This is a genomic window from Pseudomonas sp. P9_35, from assembly GCF_034008205.1.
Lineage (GTDB): Bacteria > Pseudomonadota > Gammaproteobacteria > Pseudomonadales > Pseudomonadaceae > Aquipseudomonas > Aquipseudomonas kilonensis.
Map to the genome: position 1 here is coordinate 929,109 of NZ_CP125373.1, position 14,408 is coordinate 943,516.

At 61.6% G+C, this 14,408-nt stretch carries 14 protein-coding genes; 5 read left to right on the forward strand and 9 right to left on the reverse strand.

Going from position 1 to position 14,408, the window contains the following annotated elements; all coding sequences use genetic code 11:
• From livM to QMK47_RS04055, 4 genes are all read left to right on the forward strand, one after another.
• Entirely contained in the window at positions 1-1,281 is a 1,281-nt protein-coding gene (livM, locus tag QMK47_RS04035; protein WP_253471276.1) for a high-affinity branched-chain amino acid ABC transporter permease LivM, read from the forward strand.
• Complete coding sequence (locus tag QMK47_RS04040) at positions 1,278-2,150, forward strand: ABC transporter ATP-binding protein (RefSeq protein ID WP_214511432.1); 873 nt, start codon at positions 1,278-1,280, stop codon at positions 2,148-2,150. Before livM ends, QMK47_RS04040 begins: the two co-directional genes overlap by 4 nt.
• Positions 2,147-2,863, forward strand: coding sequence for an ABC transporter ATP-binding protein (locus QMK47_RS04045; protein WP_053117959.1), 717 nt, complete (start codon positions 2,147-2,149; stop codon positions 2,861-2,863). The genes QMK47_RS04040 and QMK47_RS04045 overlap by 4 nt, the downstream gene beginning before the upstream one ends.
• 847 nt (positions 2,864-3,710) lie before the next feature.
• Positions 3,711-4,475 (forward strand): SDR family oxidoreductase, encoded by a 765-nt coding sequence (locus tag QMK47_RS04055; RefSeq protein WP_014336332.1) that lies wholly within the window; start codon positions 3,711-3,713, stop codon positions 4,473-4,475.
• A 170-nt stretch (positions 4,476-4,645) separates the two neighbouring features.
• Here the strand turns inward: QMK47_RS04055 and QMK47_RS04060 are convergent, their stop codons facing one another.
• The 8 genes from QMK47_RS04060 to QMK47_RS04095 form a co-directional block, all read right to left on the reverse strand.
• Positions 4,646-5,779 carry an AGE family epimerase/isomerase gene (locus QMK47_RS04060; protein ID WP_258690270.1) on the reverse strand — a complete coding sequence of 378 codons (1,134 nt, stop codon included), beginning with the start codon at positions 5,777-5,779 and terminating at the stop codon, positions 4,646-4,648.
• Positions 5,780-6,200: 421 nt separating this feature from the next.
• A complete protein-coding gene (locus QMK47_RS04065; protein ID WP_253471282.1) occupies positions 6,201-6,773 on the reverse strand; it encodes a HupE/UreJ family protein in 573 nt (190 codons plus the stop codon).
• Between the two features lie 31 nt (positions 6,774-6,804).
• Positions 6,805-7,419 (reverse strand): urease accessory protein UreG, encoded by a 615-nt coding sequence (gene ureG / locus QMK47_RS04070; RefSeq protein WP_003197309.1) that lies wholly within the window; start codon positions 7,417-7,419, stop codon positions 6,805-6,807.
• A gap of 9 nt (positions 7,420-7,428) precedes the next feature.
• Positions 7,429-8,118, reverse strand: coding sequence for an urease accessory protein UreF (locus QMK47_RS04075; RefSeq protein WP_258690271.1), 690 nt, complete (start codon positions 8,116-8,118; stop codon positions 7,429-7,431).
• Positions 8,115-8,615, reverse strand: a complete 501-nt coding sequence (ureE, locus tag QMK47_RS04080; protein ID WP_320389827.1) for an urease accessory protein UreE — start codon at positions 8,613-8,615, stop codon at positions 8,115-8,117. Before ureE ends, QMK47_RS04075 begins: the two co-directional genes overlap by 4 nt.
• Before the next feature lie 357 nt (positions 8,616-8,972).
• Positions 8,973-9,356: a DUF6124 family protein gene (locus QMK47_RS04085; RefSeq protein WP_320389828.1), complete on the reverse strand. Its 384-nt coding sequence runs from the start codon at positions 9,354-9,356 to the stop codon at positions 8,973-8,975.
• A gap of 546 nt (positions 9,357-9,902) precedes the next feature.
• A complete protein-coding gene (locus QMK47_RS04090; RefSeq protein ID WP_014336338.1) occupies positions 9,903-10,535 on the reverse strand; it encodes a TetR family transcriptional regulator in 633 nt (210 codons plus the stop codon).
• A 157-nt stretch (positions 10,536-10,692) separates the two neighbouring features.
• Positions 10,693-11,244 carry a hypothetical protein gene (locus QMK47_RS04095; RefSeq protein ID WP_258690272.1) on the reverse strand — a complete coding sequence of 184 codons (552 nt, stop codon included), beginning with the start codon at positions 11,242-11,244 and terminating at the stop codon, positions 10,693-10,695.
• A gap of 377 nt (positions 11,245-11,621) precedes the next feature.
• Between QMK47_RS04095 and QMK47_RS04100 the strand changes: the two genes are divergently transcribed.
• Complete coding sequence (locus tag QMK47_RS04100) at positions 11,622-13,697, forward strand: AsmA family protein (RefSeq protein ID WP_320389829.1); 2,076 nt, start codon at positions 11,622-11,624, stop codon at positions 13,695-13,697.
• A 120-nt stretch (positions 13,698-13,817) separates the two neighbouring features.
• On the opposite strand, the gene QMK47_RS04105 is transcribed toward QMK47_RS04100, so the two are convergent.
• Entirely contained in the window at positions 13,818-14,348 is a 531-nt protein-coding gene (locus tag QMK47_RS04105; protein ID WP_214511424.1) for a ferritin-like domain-containing protein, read from the reverse strand.
• Positions 14,349-14,408 lie beyond the last annotated feature (60 nt).

Here is a 14,408-nt window from a genome sequence, read left to right on the forward strand (position 1 = left end):
ATGTCTGCTGCCAATAAACCGCTTGATATCAAAAAGAGCGTCATCGACGCGATCCTGGCCGGCCTGATCTCGCTGATCGTGTTCGGGCCGATCGTCGGCGTGGTGCTCGACGGCTACAGCTTCAACCTGCAACCGGCCCGCGTCGGCTGGCTGGTGGCGATCGTGATGATCGGGCGCTTTGCCTTGAGCCTGTTCCTGCAAACCCCCAAGGGGCTGAAGATTCTCCAGGGGTTCGAGAGCACCGGCTCCGGTGTGCATGTGCTGCCGCCCGACTACAAGTCGCGCCTGCGCTGGATCATCCCGGCGTTGATCGTGATTGCCATCGTGTTTCCGTTCTTCGCCAACAAATACGTACTCACGGTGGTCATCCTCGGGCTGATCTATGTGCTGTTGGGCCTGGGCCTGAACATCGTGGTCGGCCTGGCGGGGTTGCTCGACCTGGGTTACGTGGCGTTCTACGCCATCGGTGCCTATGGCCTGGCGCTGGGCTATCAATACCTGGGGCTGGGGTTCTGGACGGTACTGCCACTGGCGGCCATCGCGGCGGCGATGGCGGGGTGCATATTGGGTTTCCCGGTGTTGCGAATGCACGGTGACTACCTGGCCATCGTGACTCTGGGTTTTGGCGAGATCATTCGCTTGATACTCAACAACTGGCTGTCGTTCACCGGCGGGCCGAATGGCATGCCCGTGCCGTCGCCTACCTTTTTCGGCCTGGAGTTTGGTCGAAGAGCGAAAGATGGCGGGGTGCCCTTCCATGAGTTCTTCGGTATCGATTACAACCCGAACCTGAAATTCCTGTTCATCTACATCGTGCTGTTCATCGTTGTACTGCTGGTGCTCTATATCAAGCATCGCCTGACCCGCATGCCAGTCGGGCGTGCCTGGGAAGCCTTGCGCGAGGATGAAATCGCCTGCCGCTCCATGGGCCTGAACCATGTGCTGGTCAAGCTCTCGGCCTTCACCATTGGCGCCTCCACGGCGGGCCTGGCAGGGGTGTTCTTTGCCAGTTACCAGGGCTTCGTCAACCCGTCTTCGTTCACCTTCTTCGAGTCGGCGCTGATCCTGGCCATCGTGGTGCTGGGCGGCATGGGCTCGACGGTCGGCGTGGTGATTGCCGCGTTCGTGCTCACCGTGGCGCCGGAGCTGCTGCGCAGCTTCTCTGAATACCGGGTGTTGCTGTTCGGCGTATTGATGGTGTTGATGATGATCTGGCGTCCACGCGGCCTGATCCGTATCAGCCGTACCGGGGTGACGCCGCGCAAGGGGGTAGCGCCATGAGCGAAGTCGTACTCAAAGTTGAAAACCTGATGATGCAGTTCGGTGGCATCAGGGCCCTCAGCGATGTCAGCCTGCAAGTCAAACGCAACTCGATCTTTGCCCTGATCGGCCCCAATGGTGCGGGCAAGACCACGGTGTTCAACTGCCTGACCGGTTTCTACAAGGCTTCGGGCGGGAAGATCGAGCTCAACGTGCGTGGCGAGCAAACCAACGTCATCAAGCTGTTGGGCGAGGCGTTTCGCCCGACTGATTTCGTGTCGCCGAAAGCCTTCGCCAGCCGGCTGTACTACAAGATGTTCGGCGGCACTCACCTGGTGAACCGCGCCGGTCTGGCGCGCACCTTCCAGAACATTCGCCTGTTCAAGGAAATGTCGGTGCTGGAAAACCTGCTGGTGGCCCAGCACATGTGGGTCAACCGCAGCATGGTGGCGGGCATCCTCAACACCAAGGGCTACCGCAAGGCCGAAAGCGACGCCTTGGACCATGCCTTCTATTGGCTGGAAGTAGTGGACCTGGTGGATTGCGCCAACCGCCTGGCGGGCGAGCTTTCCTATGGTCAGCAACGGCGCCTGGAAATCGCCCGGGCCATGTGCACGCGCCCGCAGATCATCTGCCTCGACGAACCGGCCGCCGGCCTCAACCCTCAGGAAACCGAAGCGCTGAGTGCGATGATCCGGCTGCTGCGCGACGAGCATGATCTGACCGTGGTGCTGATCGAACACGACATGGGCATGGTAATGAGCATTTCCGACCACATCGTGGTGCTGGACCACGGCAACGTGATCGCCGAGGGCGGTCCCGAGGCGATTCGCAACGATCCGAAGGTGATCGCGGCCTACCTGGGTGCCGATGAAGAGGAACTGGTATGAGTGGACCTATCCTCGAGCTCAAGGAGCTGGACGTGTTCTACGGGCCGATCCAGGCCCTGAAAAAAGTCTCGATGCACATTGGCGAAGGTGAAACGGTGAGCCTGATCGGCTCCAACGGTGCCGGCAAGTCCACGTTGCTGATGTCGATCTTCGGCCAGCCGCGTGCAGCAGGCGGGCAGATCATCTACCAGGGTGTGGACATCACCCACAAGTCGTCGCACTACATTGCCTCCAACGGCATCGCGCAGTCGCCGGAAGGGCGGCGGGTATTCCCGGACATGACCGTCGAGGAGAACCTGCTGATGGGCACCATTCCCATCGGTGACAAGTACGCCAGCGAAGACATGCAGCGCATGTTCGAGCTGTTTCCACGGCTCAAGGAGCGCCGCAACCAGCGGGCCATGACCATGTCCGGGGGCGAGCAGCAAATGCTCGCCATCGCCCGGGCATTGATGAGCCGGCCAAAGTTGTTGCTGCTTGATGAGCCGAGCCTGGGGCTGGCGCCAATCGTGGTGAAACAGATCTTCGCCACCTTGCGTGAGCTGGCGTCCACCGGGATGACCATCTTCCTGGTGGAACAGAACGCCAACCACGCCCTCAAGCTCTCGGACCGGGCCTATGTGATGGTCAACGGCGAAATCCGCCTGACCGGCACGGGCAAGGAGCTGCTTGCCAACGAGGAGGTGCGCAACGCGTACCTGGGCGGGCATTGAGGCGGCGGTTGCAATGAAAAAAACCGGCGAGTGATCGCCGGTTTTTTTATCTCTCCAAAACACCACCAACCCTGTGGGAGCGAGCTTGCTCGCGAAAGCGGTGGGTCAGTCGACACGCCATGTGTCTGATACACCGCCTTCGCGAGCAAGCTCGCTCCCACAGGTTTTTTATGCGTTTTTGCAATTGTGGACAACAATCCTGAGCCCCTGCGAAACCGCGACATAAAGTCGCCGCAAACAGTTGTTTTGTCACGGTTTTGACTTGTCCCCGTTTGCTGTGGAGCTGGCTGTGGGTAACGTGGGAGTAGCTGGCTGCAAGCCTTTGAATACGTGGCTTGCAGGGCTGTGATCGTTTTTTGATCAGGCGTTTTTAGTCAAGCGGGAGTGGCTGTTGTCAACACTTTTATGCACGCTGCAATGGGCTCGAAAGTCGATGGACAAGGCTGTGGATAAGTCTGTGGTTAAACTCTGGAAAGACTGCGCTGAGCACCGTCGTCACTGGCTTGGAGCCATCGCCCATCTCGCATTGGCTTATAGCAGATAACTTGCGCTGCACAACCTCACTTGCAGGGTCAAGCGAAAAAATTTTCCAAATACCCCGCAAAGCCTTATGCACAGCGGCTTGCGGGTTTTGCACTTGCCCCCGATTACTGTGGACGTGCCTGTGGATAAGGTGCGGGCAACCGGCTGCGGCCCTTGTTTGACAAGGCCTGGCGTTGATTGGTTGTTTTATGAGCAGTCGTTGGGCAAAAGCCGTGTGCAAGCCTTGCCCCTACCGTGCCAGGGCGGGCATGCTGTGGGCCGATTTCCATTTAATGGCTGTTGAAGTTCAAACAAGGAGAACACGATGTCTGACACCCTGTTTATTACCGGCGCGACGTCCGGTTTTGGTGAAGCCTGTGCCCGTCGTTTTGCCGAGGCCGGTTGGAAACTGGTGCTGACCGGTCGTCGTGAAGAACGCCTCAATGCCCTCTGTGCCGAGCTGTCGAAGCAGACTGAAGTCCATGGCCTGGTATTGGATGTGCGTGATCGCAAGGCCATGGAAGAGGCCATCGCCAACCTGCCGCCATCCTTCGCCAAGTTGCGCGGGCTGATCAACAACGCCGGCCTGGCCCTGGGCGTCGACCCGGCACCCAAGTGCGACCTCGATGACTGGGACACCATGGTCGACACCAATGTGAAAGGGCTGCTCTACAGCACTCGCCTGCTGTTGCCGCGCCTGATCGCCCACGGCCGTGGGGCCGGGATCGTCAACCTGGGCTCCATCGCCGGCAACTACCCGTACCCGGGCAGCCACGTGTATGGCGCGAGCAAGGCGTTCGTCAAACAGTTCTCCCTGAACCTGCGTTGCGACCTGCAAGGCACGGGCGTGCGGGTGAGCAATATTGAGCCGGGCCTGTGCGAGAGCGAGTTTTCCCTGGTGCGCTTCGGTGGCGACCAGGAGCGCTACAACGCGACCTATGCCGGCGCCGAGCCGATCCAGCCACAGGACATCGCCGATACGATTTTCTGGGTGCTCAATGCGCCAGCGCACATCAACATCAACAGCCTGGAGCTGATGCCGGTGAGCCAGACCTGGGCCGGTTTCGCCATTGAGCGCAACAAGGCGTAGGGAATGGTGTGTGGATGAGCTTTTGTGGCGAGGGAGCTTGCTCCCGCTGGGCCGCGCTGTAGGAGCTGCCGAAGGCTGCGATCTTTTGATCTTGGAAAGATCGCAGCCTCGCTTCGCTCGACAGCTCCTACAGGCCGAGCGGGAGCAAGCTCCCTCGCCACAAAGGTGCGTTACGCCAGATAATCGGCCAGCCCGCGATAGCAGGTCAGCAGGTGATACGGCGTAGTGGACGGCATGTCCCGGCGGCTGACGATGCCGTCGGCGTCCAGGCATTCGTTCCAGCCCTTGGCATGCAGGAAATGTTGCTGCAGCGCCTGCAATTGACGCAGCAGCAGCCCCTGGTTGCCCGGGCGCAAGGTGAGTGCCCGCAAGTATTCCGCCTGGGCCCAGATGCGTTGGGTGGCATCGCGTGGGCCTGCCTGGGATCCCAAGGCCAGCATTGCACACACCGCGCCGGAGTCCGGCGCGACGCCGCGTTGTTCGGTATGGCCGAGGCTGTGCGCCAGGGCTGTGTGCAACTTGCCGTTACGCAACAAGGGCGATGAGGCCAGCAAGTAATACCATTCGAACTGGTGCCCCGGTTCGAACCAGTTATCCACAGCCTTGAGCGGCTTCTCCATCATCACGCGTTGCTGCGGCTCGATGAACTGCTTGGACATCCCGTCGCAAAGGCTCAGCAGCGCCTGGCGGACGTTGGCGTCTTCGCGGACCGACAGGGTGGCGAGGAACGCTTCGGCCAGGTGCATCAAGGGGTTTTGCAACGGGCCGGATCCGGTCGTTGACCAGTCGCGCTTGAGGCTGGCTTCGTAGAGGCCGTCTGCGTTGGCAAAGCGCCGGGCAATGACCTCCAGGCTCGCGTTGAGCACCGATTCCACCAGCGGTTCGCGGACCTTGCCCCAGTAATGGGCGCAGGCGAACAGGATAAAGGCGTGGGTGTAGAGGTCTTTGCCGGTGTCCAGCGGCGCGCCTTGCGGGTCGATGCTGTAGAACCAGCCGCCGTGTTCGGCATCGTGGAAATGACGCTGCAGCGAGCGAAACAGTGCACTGGCCCGTTCCTCGGCCTGGGGCACTTCGCCGATCAGGCTGGCGAACACATACAACTGCCGCGCACAGGCCATGGCGCGGTAGCGCTGGGGTGGCAGCGGCGCATGTTCGGCATCCAGGGATTCATAGGGCAACGCCAGTTCGGCATTCCAGCCCGGGCCTTGCCACATCGGCACGATCACGTCGTGAAAATGCTGACGCACCGTTGCGAACAGGGCGGTCAATTCAGGCTGGGGAGCGGGGCGGGAAGCATGAGGCATTGGCGGACGTCGTCACGGCTGGGGGCGATTGCGCGACATGGTAGCAGAGTGACCGACTCCAGAGAGATGGCACCTGCAAGTCCGTCATCGCGAGCAAGCTCGCTCCCACAGGGGCCGGTGTGCACCGATCAAAGTGTGGATGCAGGCTGGCTCCCACAGGGGCTGGTGTACACCGATCAAAGTGTGGATGCAGGCTGGCTCCCACAGGGGATGGTGTACACCGATCAAAGTGTGGATGCAGGCTGGCTCCCACAGGGGCTGGTGTACACCGATCAAAGTGTGGATGCAGGCTGGCTCCCACAGGGGCCGGTGTACACCGATCAAAGTGTGGATGCAGGCTGGCTCCCACAAGGGCTGGTGTATCCGATCAAACTGTGGGAGCGAGCTTGCTCGCGATAGCGGCCCGGCAGGCGCTAAAAAGTCAACCCGCCAGCAACCAAACCCCAGCCGCCGCCGAAGCCGCCCCGGCCAATCGGACCAACGGCGCCGCCGCTCGCGGCAACACCCGCACCAGGGCAAACCCGGCGCCATGCAACGCCGCCGTCGCTGCGACGAATCCTGCCGCATAGGCCCATGGGCTCGACATGTCCGGCAGTTCCAAGCCATGGGCTACGCCATGGAACAGCGCAAACAGTGCCGTCGCACCGACTGCCAGGCTCAATGGCGGACGCACCGCCAATGCCACCGCCAGGCCGAGGGCGAGCACCGAGGCGGCGATCCCGCTTTCCAGCGCCGGCAGGTCCAGGCCTTCAAAGCCCAGCAGGCCGCCGAGCAGCATCGTACCGACGAAGGTGCAAGGCAGCGCCCAGCGCGCGGCGCCTTGTTGTTGCGCGGCCCACAAGCCGACAGCCAGCATTGCCAGCAAGTGGTCGAGCCCGCCGATGGGGTGGCCGAGGCCGGCGATCAGGCCATTGTCGCCATGGCCTGGGTGGGCGAAGGCCAGGGCCGGGGTCAGCAGCAGGGCGAGGGCGCCGAGGAGGCGTTTGAAGGTCATGGATAAGCTTCCTTGTGGTCAGTCGGAAAGATCAGGCGGCGGTCAGCAGACCCTGGCGCTCGATGAAGGCGATGATGTCGTCCAGGCCCTGGCCGGTCTTCTGGTTGCTGAACACGAAGGGCTTGCCGTTGCGCATCCGCCGGGTGTCGCTGTCCATCATTTCCAGGGACGCACCCACCAGCGGTGCCAGGTCGATTTTATTGATCACCAGCAGGTCGGATTTGCAGATGCCCGGCCCGCCCTTGCGCGGCAGCTTGTCACCGGCCGAGACGTCGATCACATAGATGGTCAGGTCCGACAATTCCGGGCTGAAGGTCGCCGACAGGTTATCGCCGCCCGATTCCACCAGGATCAGGTCCAGGCCCGGGAAGCGCCGGTTCAACTGGTCCACCGCCTCCAGGTTGATCGACGCGTCTTCGCGAATCGCCGTGTGCGGGCAGCCGCCGGTTTCCACTCCGATGATCCGCTCCGGCGCCAAGGCCTCGTTGCGCACCAGGAAGTCGGCGTCTTCGCGGGTGTAGATGTCGTTGGTGACCACTGCCAGGTTGTAGCGTTCACGTAGAGCCAGGCACAGGGCCAGGGTCAGGGCGGTCTTGCCGGAACCTACCGGGCCGCCGATACCGACGCGCAGAGGTTGTGTATTCATGAGTGTCTCCTAGGAACGGAACAGACGGCTGTACTGGCGCTCATGGGCCATGCACGCCAGGGACAGGCCAAAGGCGGCGCTGCCGTAATGGTTGGGGGCGATGTTCGAGGTGTCGTGCTGGGCCTGTTGCAGCAGCGGCAGCAGTTCGCTGGTCAGGCACTGGGCGGCTTGCTGGCCCAGGGGCAGGGTTTTCATCAGCACCGCCAGTTGGTTTTCCAGCCAGCTCCACAGCCAGGCGGCGAGGGCGTCCTGGGGGGCGATATGCCAGGCGCGCGCCGCCAGGGCCCAGCACAAGGCCAGGTGCGGCTCGCTGCGTTGTTGGAGACTGAGCTGTTCAAGAAAGCCGCGCGCGGCACCGTCGAGTTCCGGCAGGCCGGCGAGCAGTTGCTGCAACGAGTAGCCCATCTGCCGGCTTTCCTGATACAGCTCACGGGTTTCCCGGCTGGCGCGGTGTTCTTCGCAATGCAGCAGCAGGGCGTCCCAATCGTCAGCGGCGGCTGCGCTGCAGTGCGCCAGCAGCAAAGGCGCTTCGAAACGCGCCAGGTTCAGCAGCAGTTGATCGCTGATCCAGCGCCGGGCGTCGTCGCAATTCTTGACCAGGCCGTTGTCCACTGCCATCTCCAGCCCCTGGGAATAGCTGTAGCCGCCAATCGGCAACTGCGGGCTGGCCAGACGCAGCAGCGCCCAGGCCGGGTTCATGTGCGCACGCCAAACTGATGCAGGCGCGGCGCGTAGTTGAAATCTTCGTCGCCGTGCCGGGAGTGATGGTGACCGCCGCCATAGGCGCCGTGTTCCGGCTGGAACGGGGCTTCGATGGGTTCGGCGCGGGCGCCCAGTTGCTCGAGCATCGCCTTGAGCACGTAATCGTCCAGCAGGCGCAACCAGCCATCGCCTACTTGCAAGGCGACATGGCGATTGCCCAGGTGATAGGCGGCGCGGGTCAGTTCAAACGCGTTGGCGCAGGTGACATGCAGCAATTGTTCGGCGCGGGCGCAAACGCGCACGATGCGCCCGTCTTCAGCTTGCAGGCATTCGCCGTCGTACAGCGGCGGTTGGCCTCGTTCCAGGAACAACCCCACGTCTTCACCCCCGGCACTGAAACAGCGCAGGCGGCTTTTGCTACGGGCGTCAAAGGTCAGGTGCAGCTCAGCGTCCCAGCGCGGTTGAGTGTCGATTCTGCGGTGAATCACCAGCATCGGAGTGCTTCCAGCAATGAACAGTGCTGTGTTTAGAGCAAGGGGCTTGCCAACCGAAAGAGGTGTAGGAAATAGCTGGGATGGCGTTTCAGGGTGGGGCGGATAGCGTGCCATGTTGGTGCGTATCGAGATGCTGCGCACCATTTTGCGGCTGGCACAAAAAAGAACCTGTGGGAGCGAGCTTGCTCGCGATAGCGGTGGATCAGCCACTATCAATGCCACTGACAGACCGCTATCGCGAGCAAGCTCGCTCCCACAGTGGATTGGCGTTGAACTTGAGATTCGGTTCTACACACAACCCTGTGGGAGCGAGCCTGCTCGCGATAGCGTCGGTTCAGCCTGCATCAATGCAACGCTCTACACCTTGGCACCAGGCGCCGCCATCTCCTTGGTTTCCAGATGATCCAACGCCCGCTCAACCAACAATTGCACCCCATCGGCCATCCGGCTGATGGCCAGGGCGACGCAGCGGCGTGAGTCGTCCACGTCGTCAGCCAGGTCGGCGGCGATGGTGCTGATGGAGAGCAGGTCTTCGGAGGCGTTGGCAAGCAGGGTTTCGGTGTCGATGTGGGGGGGCACGATGAAGAGCTGGTTTTTGTCAGGTTCGGGCGGTGAGGCGGGCTTGGGCTTGAGGTAGTAATCGAGGGCGCGGGTGGCGGCGTCATCGAGCTTCTTTTCTTCCTGCGCTTGGACGCGGGACTTGTGGCTGTTTGGCGGGGGATTCGGAGTTGCTTTGAACATAATGAAAATCCTGGAAGTGGAGCCGGCACCCTCCGATTGCACGTCGAAAAATGGGTGGCAGCTGTACGTAGGTGTGCAAGACCGGTCCAGGAACCCGGCAGACCCGAAGATCTCCCACGCGCAGCCGCCATAATAATCAGCGAGCATAGAAAAATGCTCGGCGAATAGCCATAACGAATACGCTCCTAGATCGGACTTGCACGTCCGTATCACCGTTTTTTGCGATGACGAACAAAGGTTAGCGGCGCTCGAGAGCGCTGCCTAGTTCATGAACAGCCCGGCGTGTTGAAGGAAATGTCCGAGGGTTTGGCGGGGAAAAGCACCAAAAGATCGCAGCCGTCGGCAGGTCCTACAGAAATTGCCTAGCGGCTGCCGAAAGCTGCGATTTTTTGATTTGAATGTTTGATGGAGAGATGCACCTTTTCTTACATCACAGAGCATCCGTCGCGTGGTTTTTCGGGAGGTGGTGTGTCAGGTGAGCAATCAAGGAGCTCAGACGCCGCCATCGCGAGCAAGCTCGCTCCCACAGAGAGCGCATGCTGACAGTTATTCGGTGCTGCCCAACCCTTGCCAATGCTTGAGGCCAATGAAGATGAACCGCAGTTGCTGGGTAATCTTCGCCTGGGGCGTGAGGTGTTCGGGGAGGGCTTGGGCGGGTGGGTCGATGATGTCCGGCAGGGTGGCGAACACGCTCTTGACGATGAGGTCGGCCATCACGCCCAGGGCGGCCAGGTCCAGGTGCTGCAGCTTGGGCATCAAGGCCAGGTCGGCTGCCAGGTCCGAGCTGATGTCTTCGCGCAGTTGGGCGATGGCCTGGCGCACCGGCAGGGAGCCGCCGTATTGCTCGCGGGCCAGGAACAGGAACTGCGATCGGTTGGCTTGCACCACATCGAGAAAGATCCGCACCGACGCGTCGATAATGCCGCCCATGACGAATTCGTTGTGGCGTACCAGGCGGATGGTTTCGCGAAAGGTCTGGCCGACTTCGCTGACCAGTGCCAGGCCCAGTTGGTCCATGTCGTCAAAGTGCCGGTAGAACCCGGTGGGCACGATGCCGGCTGTCCGGGCGACTTCCCGCAGGCTCAGGCTGCCGAACCCCCGGCCGCACTCCATCAAATGGCGGGCTGCGTCCATCAGGGCAATTCGGGTCTGTTGTTTCTGTTCGGCGCGGGGCAGCATCGCAAGGCTGGCTTCTGATTCACGGGAGCGACGCACTCTAGCAAATCGGCTTTGCCGACGTCGAACGGTAGAGAGGGATCAGGCGGGGAAAACGAAGGGTTTGAAAAGTTAAAAGCCCGATTGGAGGAATCGGGCTTTTTTCTGGGCCACCATGGGCTCAGCTCACTGCACTGTTGCGTTCGATCACACGGTCACCACCGTCAGCTGCCAGGGTCTGGCCTTGTGGAGTGCGCTCGGTGCCGTCAGCTGCCAGGGTCTGGCCTTGTGGAGTGCGCTCGGTGCCGTCGGCTGCCAGGGTCTGGCCTTGTGGAGTGCGCTCGGTACCGTCAGCTGCCAGGGTCTGGCCTTGTGGAGTGCGCTCGGTGCCGTCAGCTGCCAGGGTCTGGCCTTGTGGAGTGCGCTCGGTGCCGTCAGCTGCCAGGGTCTGGCCTTGTGGAGTGCGCTCGGTGCCGTCAGCTGCCAGGGTCTGGCCTTGTGGAGTGCGCTCGGTACCGTCGGCTGCCAGGGTCTGGCCTTGTGGGGTGCGCTCGGAACCACCCTCGACCAAGCCTTTTTCTTCGAGGCGATCACGACCACCTTCAGCAACAGTCTGGCTGTAGACAGAATGGCTGTCCTTTACCTGTGGCGTGGCTTGTTCTGAGGCTGGCAGGGCGAAAGCCGTGGAGGCCAGCAGTGAAAGGGACAGGCTCATCAGTAATTGGCGTTTCATGGTCGTTGCTCCTTGGGAGGGCGATAAAGTGGGTACGAGGGCAATGCTACTCTCGATAAGTCGATATAAAAGTTCATAAAGACAATGGTAATAATCAACGGAATTGATTGTTCTGGGCGAAGGCTCTAGAACGGGCGTTTCCGAGGTGTGGTTTTGCACCGAGGTGGGTATTTTGTACCCATCGCTGCCTCGCAAATGTGCGGACGCGGTAACAGTTTGTTGTCTGATCGGTCAGGAATATTGCATTTTTTTGTGCCGTTCATCGGCACCTGTGGGCTGCTTTATCAGTCCAACCCTTCATAACGAACCGACTGCAGGGTCGTGTTCCCAGCGGCGTCGCGGTTGCGAACGCTGACTTGTCATCAGGAGCCTTGTGCATGACGCGCACCTCGAAAATCCTCACCTGGAGCTTTGCCAGCCTTGTTGTCCTGCTGGCCGTGCTGGTCCTGGTCATCGCCTTCTTCGACTGGAACCGCATCAAGCCCACGCTCAATGCCAAGGTTTCCGAGGAGTTGCATCGCCCCTTTGCCATCAACGGCAATTTGGCGGTTGCCTGGCAGCGTGAGCCGGAGGAAGGGGGCTGGCGAGCCTGGATGCCGTGGCCCCATGTGGTGGCCGAGGACTTGAGCCTGGGCAACCCGGATTGGTCGAAAAACCCGCAAATGGTCACGCTGAAACGTGTTGAGTTGCGCGTATCGCCCTTGGCCCTGCTGGCCCGGCGGGTGGCGATTCCGCGCATCGACTTGACGGAGCCCGACGCCAACCTGCAACGCCTGGCTGACGGGCGCGCCAACTGGACCTTCCAATTCGATCCGAAAGAGCCGGACGCCGAGCCGTCCAGCTGGGTGGTGGACATCGGCGCCATCGGCTTCGACAAGGGCCACGTGACCCTTGACGACCAGACGCTCAAGACCCGGCTCGATCTGTTGATCGACCCGTTGGGCAAACCCATCCCGTTCAGCGATATCGTCGGTGACAAAGCTGCCAAAAAGGCCCAGGACCAGGGCGCGACGCCGCAGGACTACGCGTTCGCCTTCAAGGTCAACGGGCAGTATCACGGGCAAAACCTGGCCGGCTCCGGCAAGGTTGGTGGTTTGCTGGCCTTGCAGGATGCGTCACGACCCTTTCCGCTCCAGGCCCAGGCGAAGATCGCCGAGACCCGCGTCGAACTGGCCGGCACCCTCACCGACCCGATGAATCTCGGGGCCCTGGACTTGCGCCTGAAGCTGGCCGGCAAAAGCCTGGCTCATCTCTACCCGCTGACCGGCGTGACCCTGCCGGATTCGCCGCCTTATGCCACCGATGGCCACTTGATTGCCAAGCTGCATGAGCCGGGTGGGGCGCTGTTTCGCTATGAGGCGTTCAACGGCAAGATCGGCGATAGCGATATCCATGGCGACCTGGCTTATGTCGCCAGTCAGCCCCGGCCGAAACTCAGTGGCGCGCTGGTCTCCAACCAACTGCTGTTCAGCGACCTGGCGCCGCTGATCGGTGCTGACTCCAATACCGAGCAAAAGGCCCGTGGCGGCGCCAGCAAGCAGCCAGCCGACAAGGTCTTGCCCGTGGAAGAGTTTCGCACCGAGCGTTGGAGCATGATGGACGCTGATGTGGAGTTCACCGGCAAGCGCATTGTCCATAGCGAGCAGTTGCCATTCACCGACCTGTATACCCATCTGGTGCTCAACGATGGGCAGTTGAGCCTCGAGCCCCTGCGCTTTGGCGTGGCCGGTGGGCGCCTCGATGCGCAGATCCGCCTCAACGGCCATGCCCAGCCCCTTGAAGGCCAGGCGAAATTGACGGCGCGTGGCTTCAAACTCAAGCAGCTGTTCCCGGGTTTTGAGCCGATGAAAACCAGCTTCGGCGAACTGAATGGCGATGCCGACATCACCGGGCGCGGCAATTCGGTGGCGACGTTGCTGGGCACCTCCAATGGCACGTTGAAAATGCTCATCAACGATGGCGCCATCAGTCGTGAGCTGATGGAGTTGGCGGGGCTGAACGTCGGCAACTACGTGGTGGGGAAAATCTTTGGCGACAAGGAAGTGAAGATCAACTGCGCGGCGGCGGACTTCGACATCAAGACCGGCCTGGCCACCACGCGCCTGTTCGTGTTCGACACCGAGAACGCGATCATCTACATCGACGGCACGGCGAACATGGCGAATGAACAGCTGGACCTGACCGTTACCCCCGAGTCCAAGGGCTGGCGCCTGATTTCCCTGCGCTCGCCGTTGTACGTCCGGGGCCCGTTCGCCAAGCCCGCCGCCGGGGTCAAGGCGGTGCCGCTGATGCTGCGCGGCGCCGGGATGGTGGCGTTGGGTGTGATCGCCGCGCCGGCGGCGGGGTTGCTGGCGCTGGTGGCGCCTAGCGGCGGTGAGCCGAACCAGTGCGCGCCGCTGCTGGAGCAGATGAAGGCGGGCAAGGCGCCGGTGACGGTCAAGCCCACCCGATAAGCCAGGCTTGCGGTGAGGCGACGGGCCTCATCGCGAGCAAGCTCGCTCCCACATTTTGACCGCATTCTTCCAGAAAGAATGCGGTCCCCTGTGGGAGCGAGCTTGCTCGCGATGGCGGTATTAGAGATCGGCCAGAATGTCGGCCATGTCATCGGCATGCTCTTCTTCCTGGGCCAGGATGTCTTCGAAGATGCGCCGGGTGGTCGGGTCTTTTTCGCCAATGTACTGGATGATTTCCCGATAGCTGTCGATGGCGATCCGTTCGGCCACCAGGTCCTCGTACACCATTTCCTTGAGGGTGTTGCCCGCTACGTACTGGGCGTGGGAATTGCGGGTCAACAGGTCGGGGTTGAACTCCGGCTCGCCGCCCAGCTGCACGATGCGCTCGGCGAGTTTGTCGGCGTGTTCGGCTTCCTGGTTCGCGTGCTCGAGGAATTCGCTGGCCGCCACGCTGGCCTTGAGGCCGGTGGCCATGAAGTAGTGGCGCTTGTAGCGCAGCACGCAGACCAGTTCGGTGGCCAGCGATTCGTTGAGCAGGCGGATGACTTCCTGCCGATCGGCACCGTAGCCTTCGGTCACTGCACCGTTCTGCACGTTCTGCCGTGCCCGTTCGCGCAGGGTGGTTACATCGGATAAGTGCATGTCGCTCATCTCGTTCTCCTGGAGGCTGATCCGGTTGAGGCGTCACGCTCTGATGGCGCGATCACTTCT

Coding starts and splice junctions, on each gene's coding strand:
- livM (WP_253471276.1), top strand. CDS start 1: ATGTCTGCTGCCAATAAACCGCTTGATATCAAAAAGAGCGTCATCGAC.
- QMK47_RS04040 (WP_214511432.1), top strand. CDS start 1,278: ATGAGCGAAGTCGTACTCAAAGTTGAAAACCTGATGATGCAGTTCGGT.
- QMK47_RS04045 (WP_053117959.1), top strand. CDS start 2,147: ATGAGTGGACCTATCCTCGAGCTCAAGGAGCTGGACGTGTTCTACGGG.
- QMK47_RS04055 (WP_014336332.1), top strand. CDS start 3,711: ATGTCTGACACCCTGTTTATTACCGGCGCGACGTCCGGTTTTGGTGAA.
- QMK47_RS04060 (WP_258690270.1), bottom strand. CDS start 5,779: ATGCCTCATGCTTCCCGCCCCGCTCCCCAGCCTGAATTGACCGCCCTG.
- QMK47_RS04065 (WP_253471282.1), bottom strand. CDS start 6,773: ATGACCTTCAAACGCCTCCTCGGCGCCCTCGCCCTGCTGCTGACCCCG.
- ureG (WP_003197309.1), bottom strand. CDS start 7,419: ATGAATACACAACCTCTGCGCGTCGGTATCGGCGGCCCGGTAGGTTCC.
- QMK47_RS04075 (WP_258690271.1), bottom strand. CDS start 8,118: ATGAACCCGGCCTGGGCGCTGCTGCGTCTGGCCAGCCCGCAGTTGCCG.
- ureE (WP_320389827.1), bottom strand. CDS start 8,615: ATGCTGGTGATTCACCGCAGAATCGACACTCAACCGCGCTGGGACGCT.
- QMK47_RS04085 (WP_320389828.1), bottom strand. CDS start 9,356: ATGTTCAAAGCAACTCCGAATCCCCCGCCAAACAGCCACAAGTCCCGC.
- QMK47_RS04090 (WP_014336338.1), bottom strand. CDS start 10,535: ATGCTGCCCCGCGCCGAACAGAAACAACAGACCCGAATTGCCCTGATG.
- QMK47_RS04095 (WP_258690272.1), bottom strand. CDS start 11,244: ATGAAACGCCAATTACTGATGAGCCTGTCCCTTTCACTGCTGGCCTCC.
- QMK47_RS04100 (WP_320389829.1), top strand. CDS start 11,622: ATGACGCGCACCTCGAAAATCCTCACCTGGAGCTTTGCCAGCCTTGTT.
- QMK47_RS04105 (WP_214511424.1), bottom strand. CDS start 14,348: ATGAGCGACATGCACTTATCCGATGTAACCACCCTGCGCGAACGGGCA.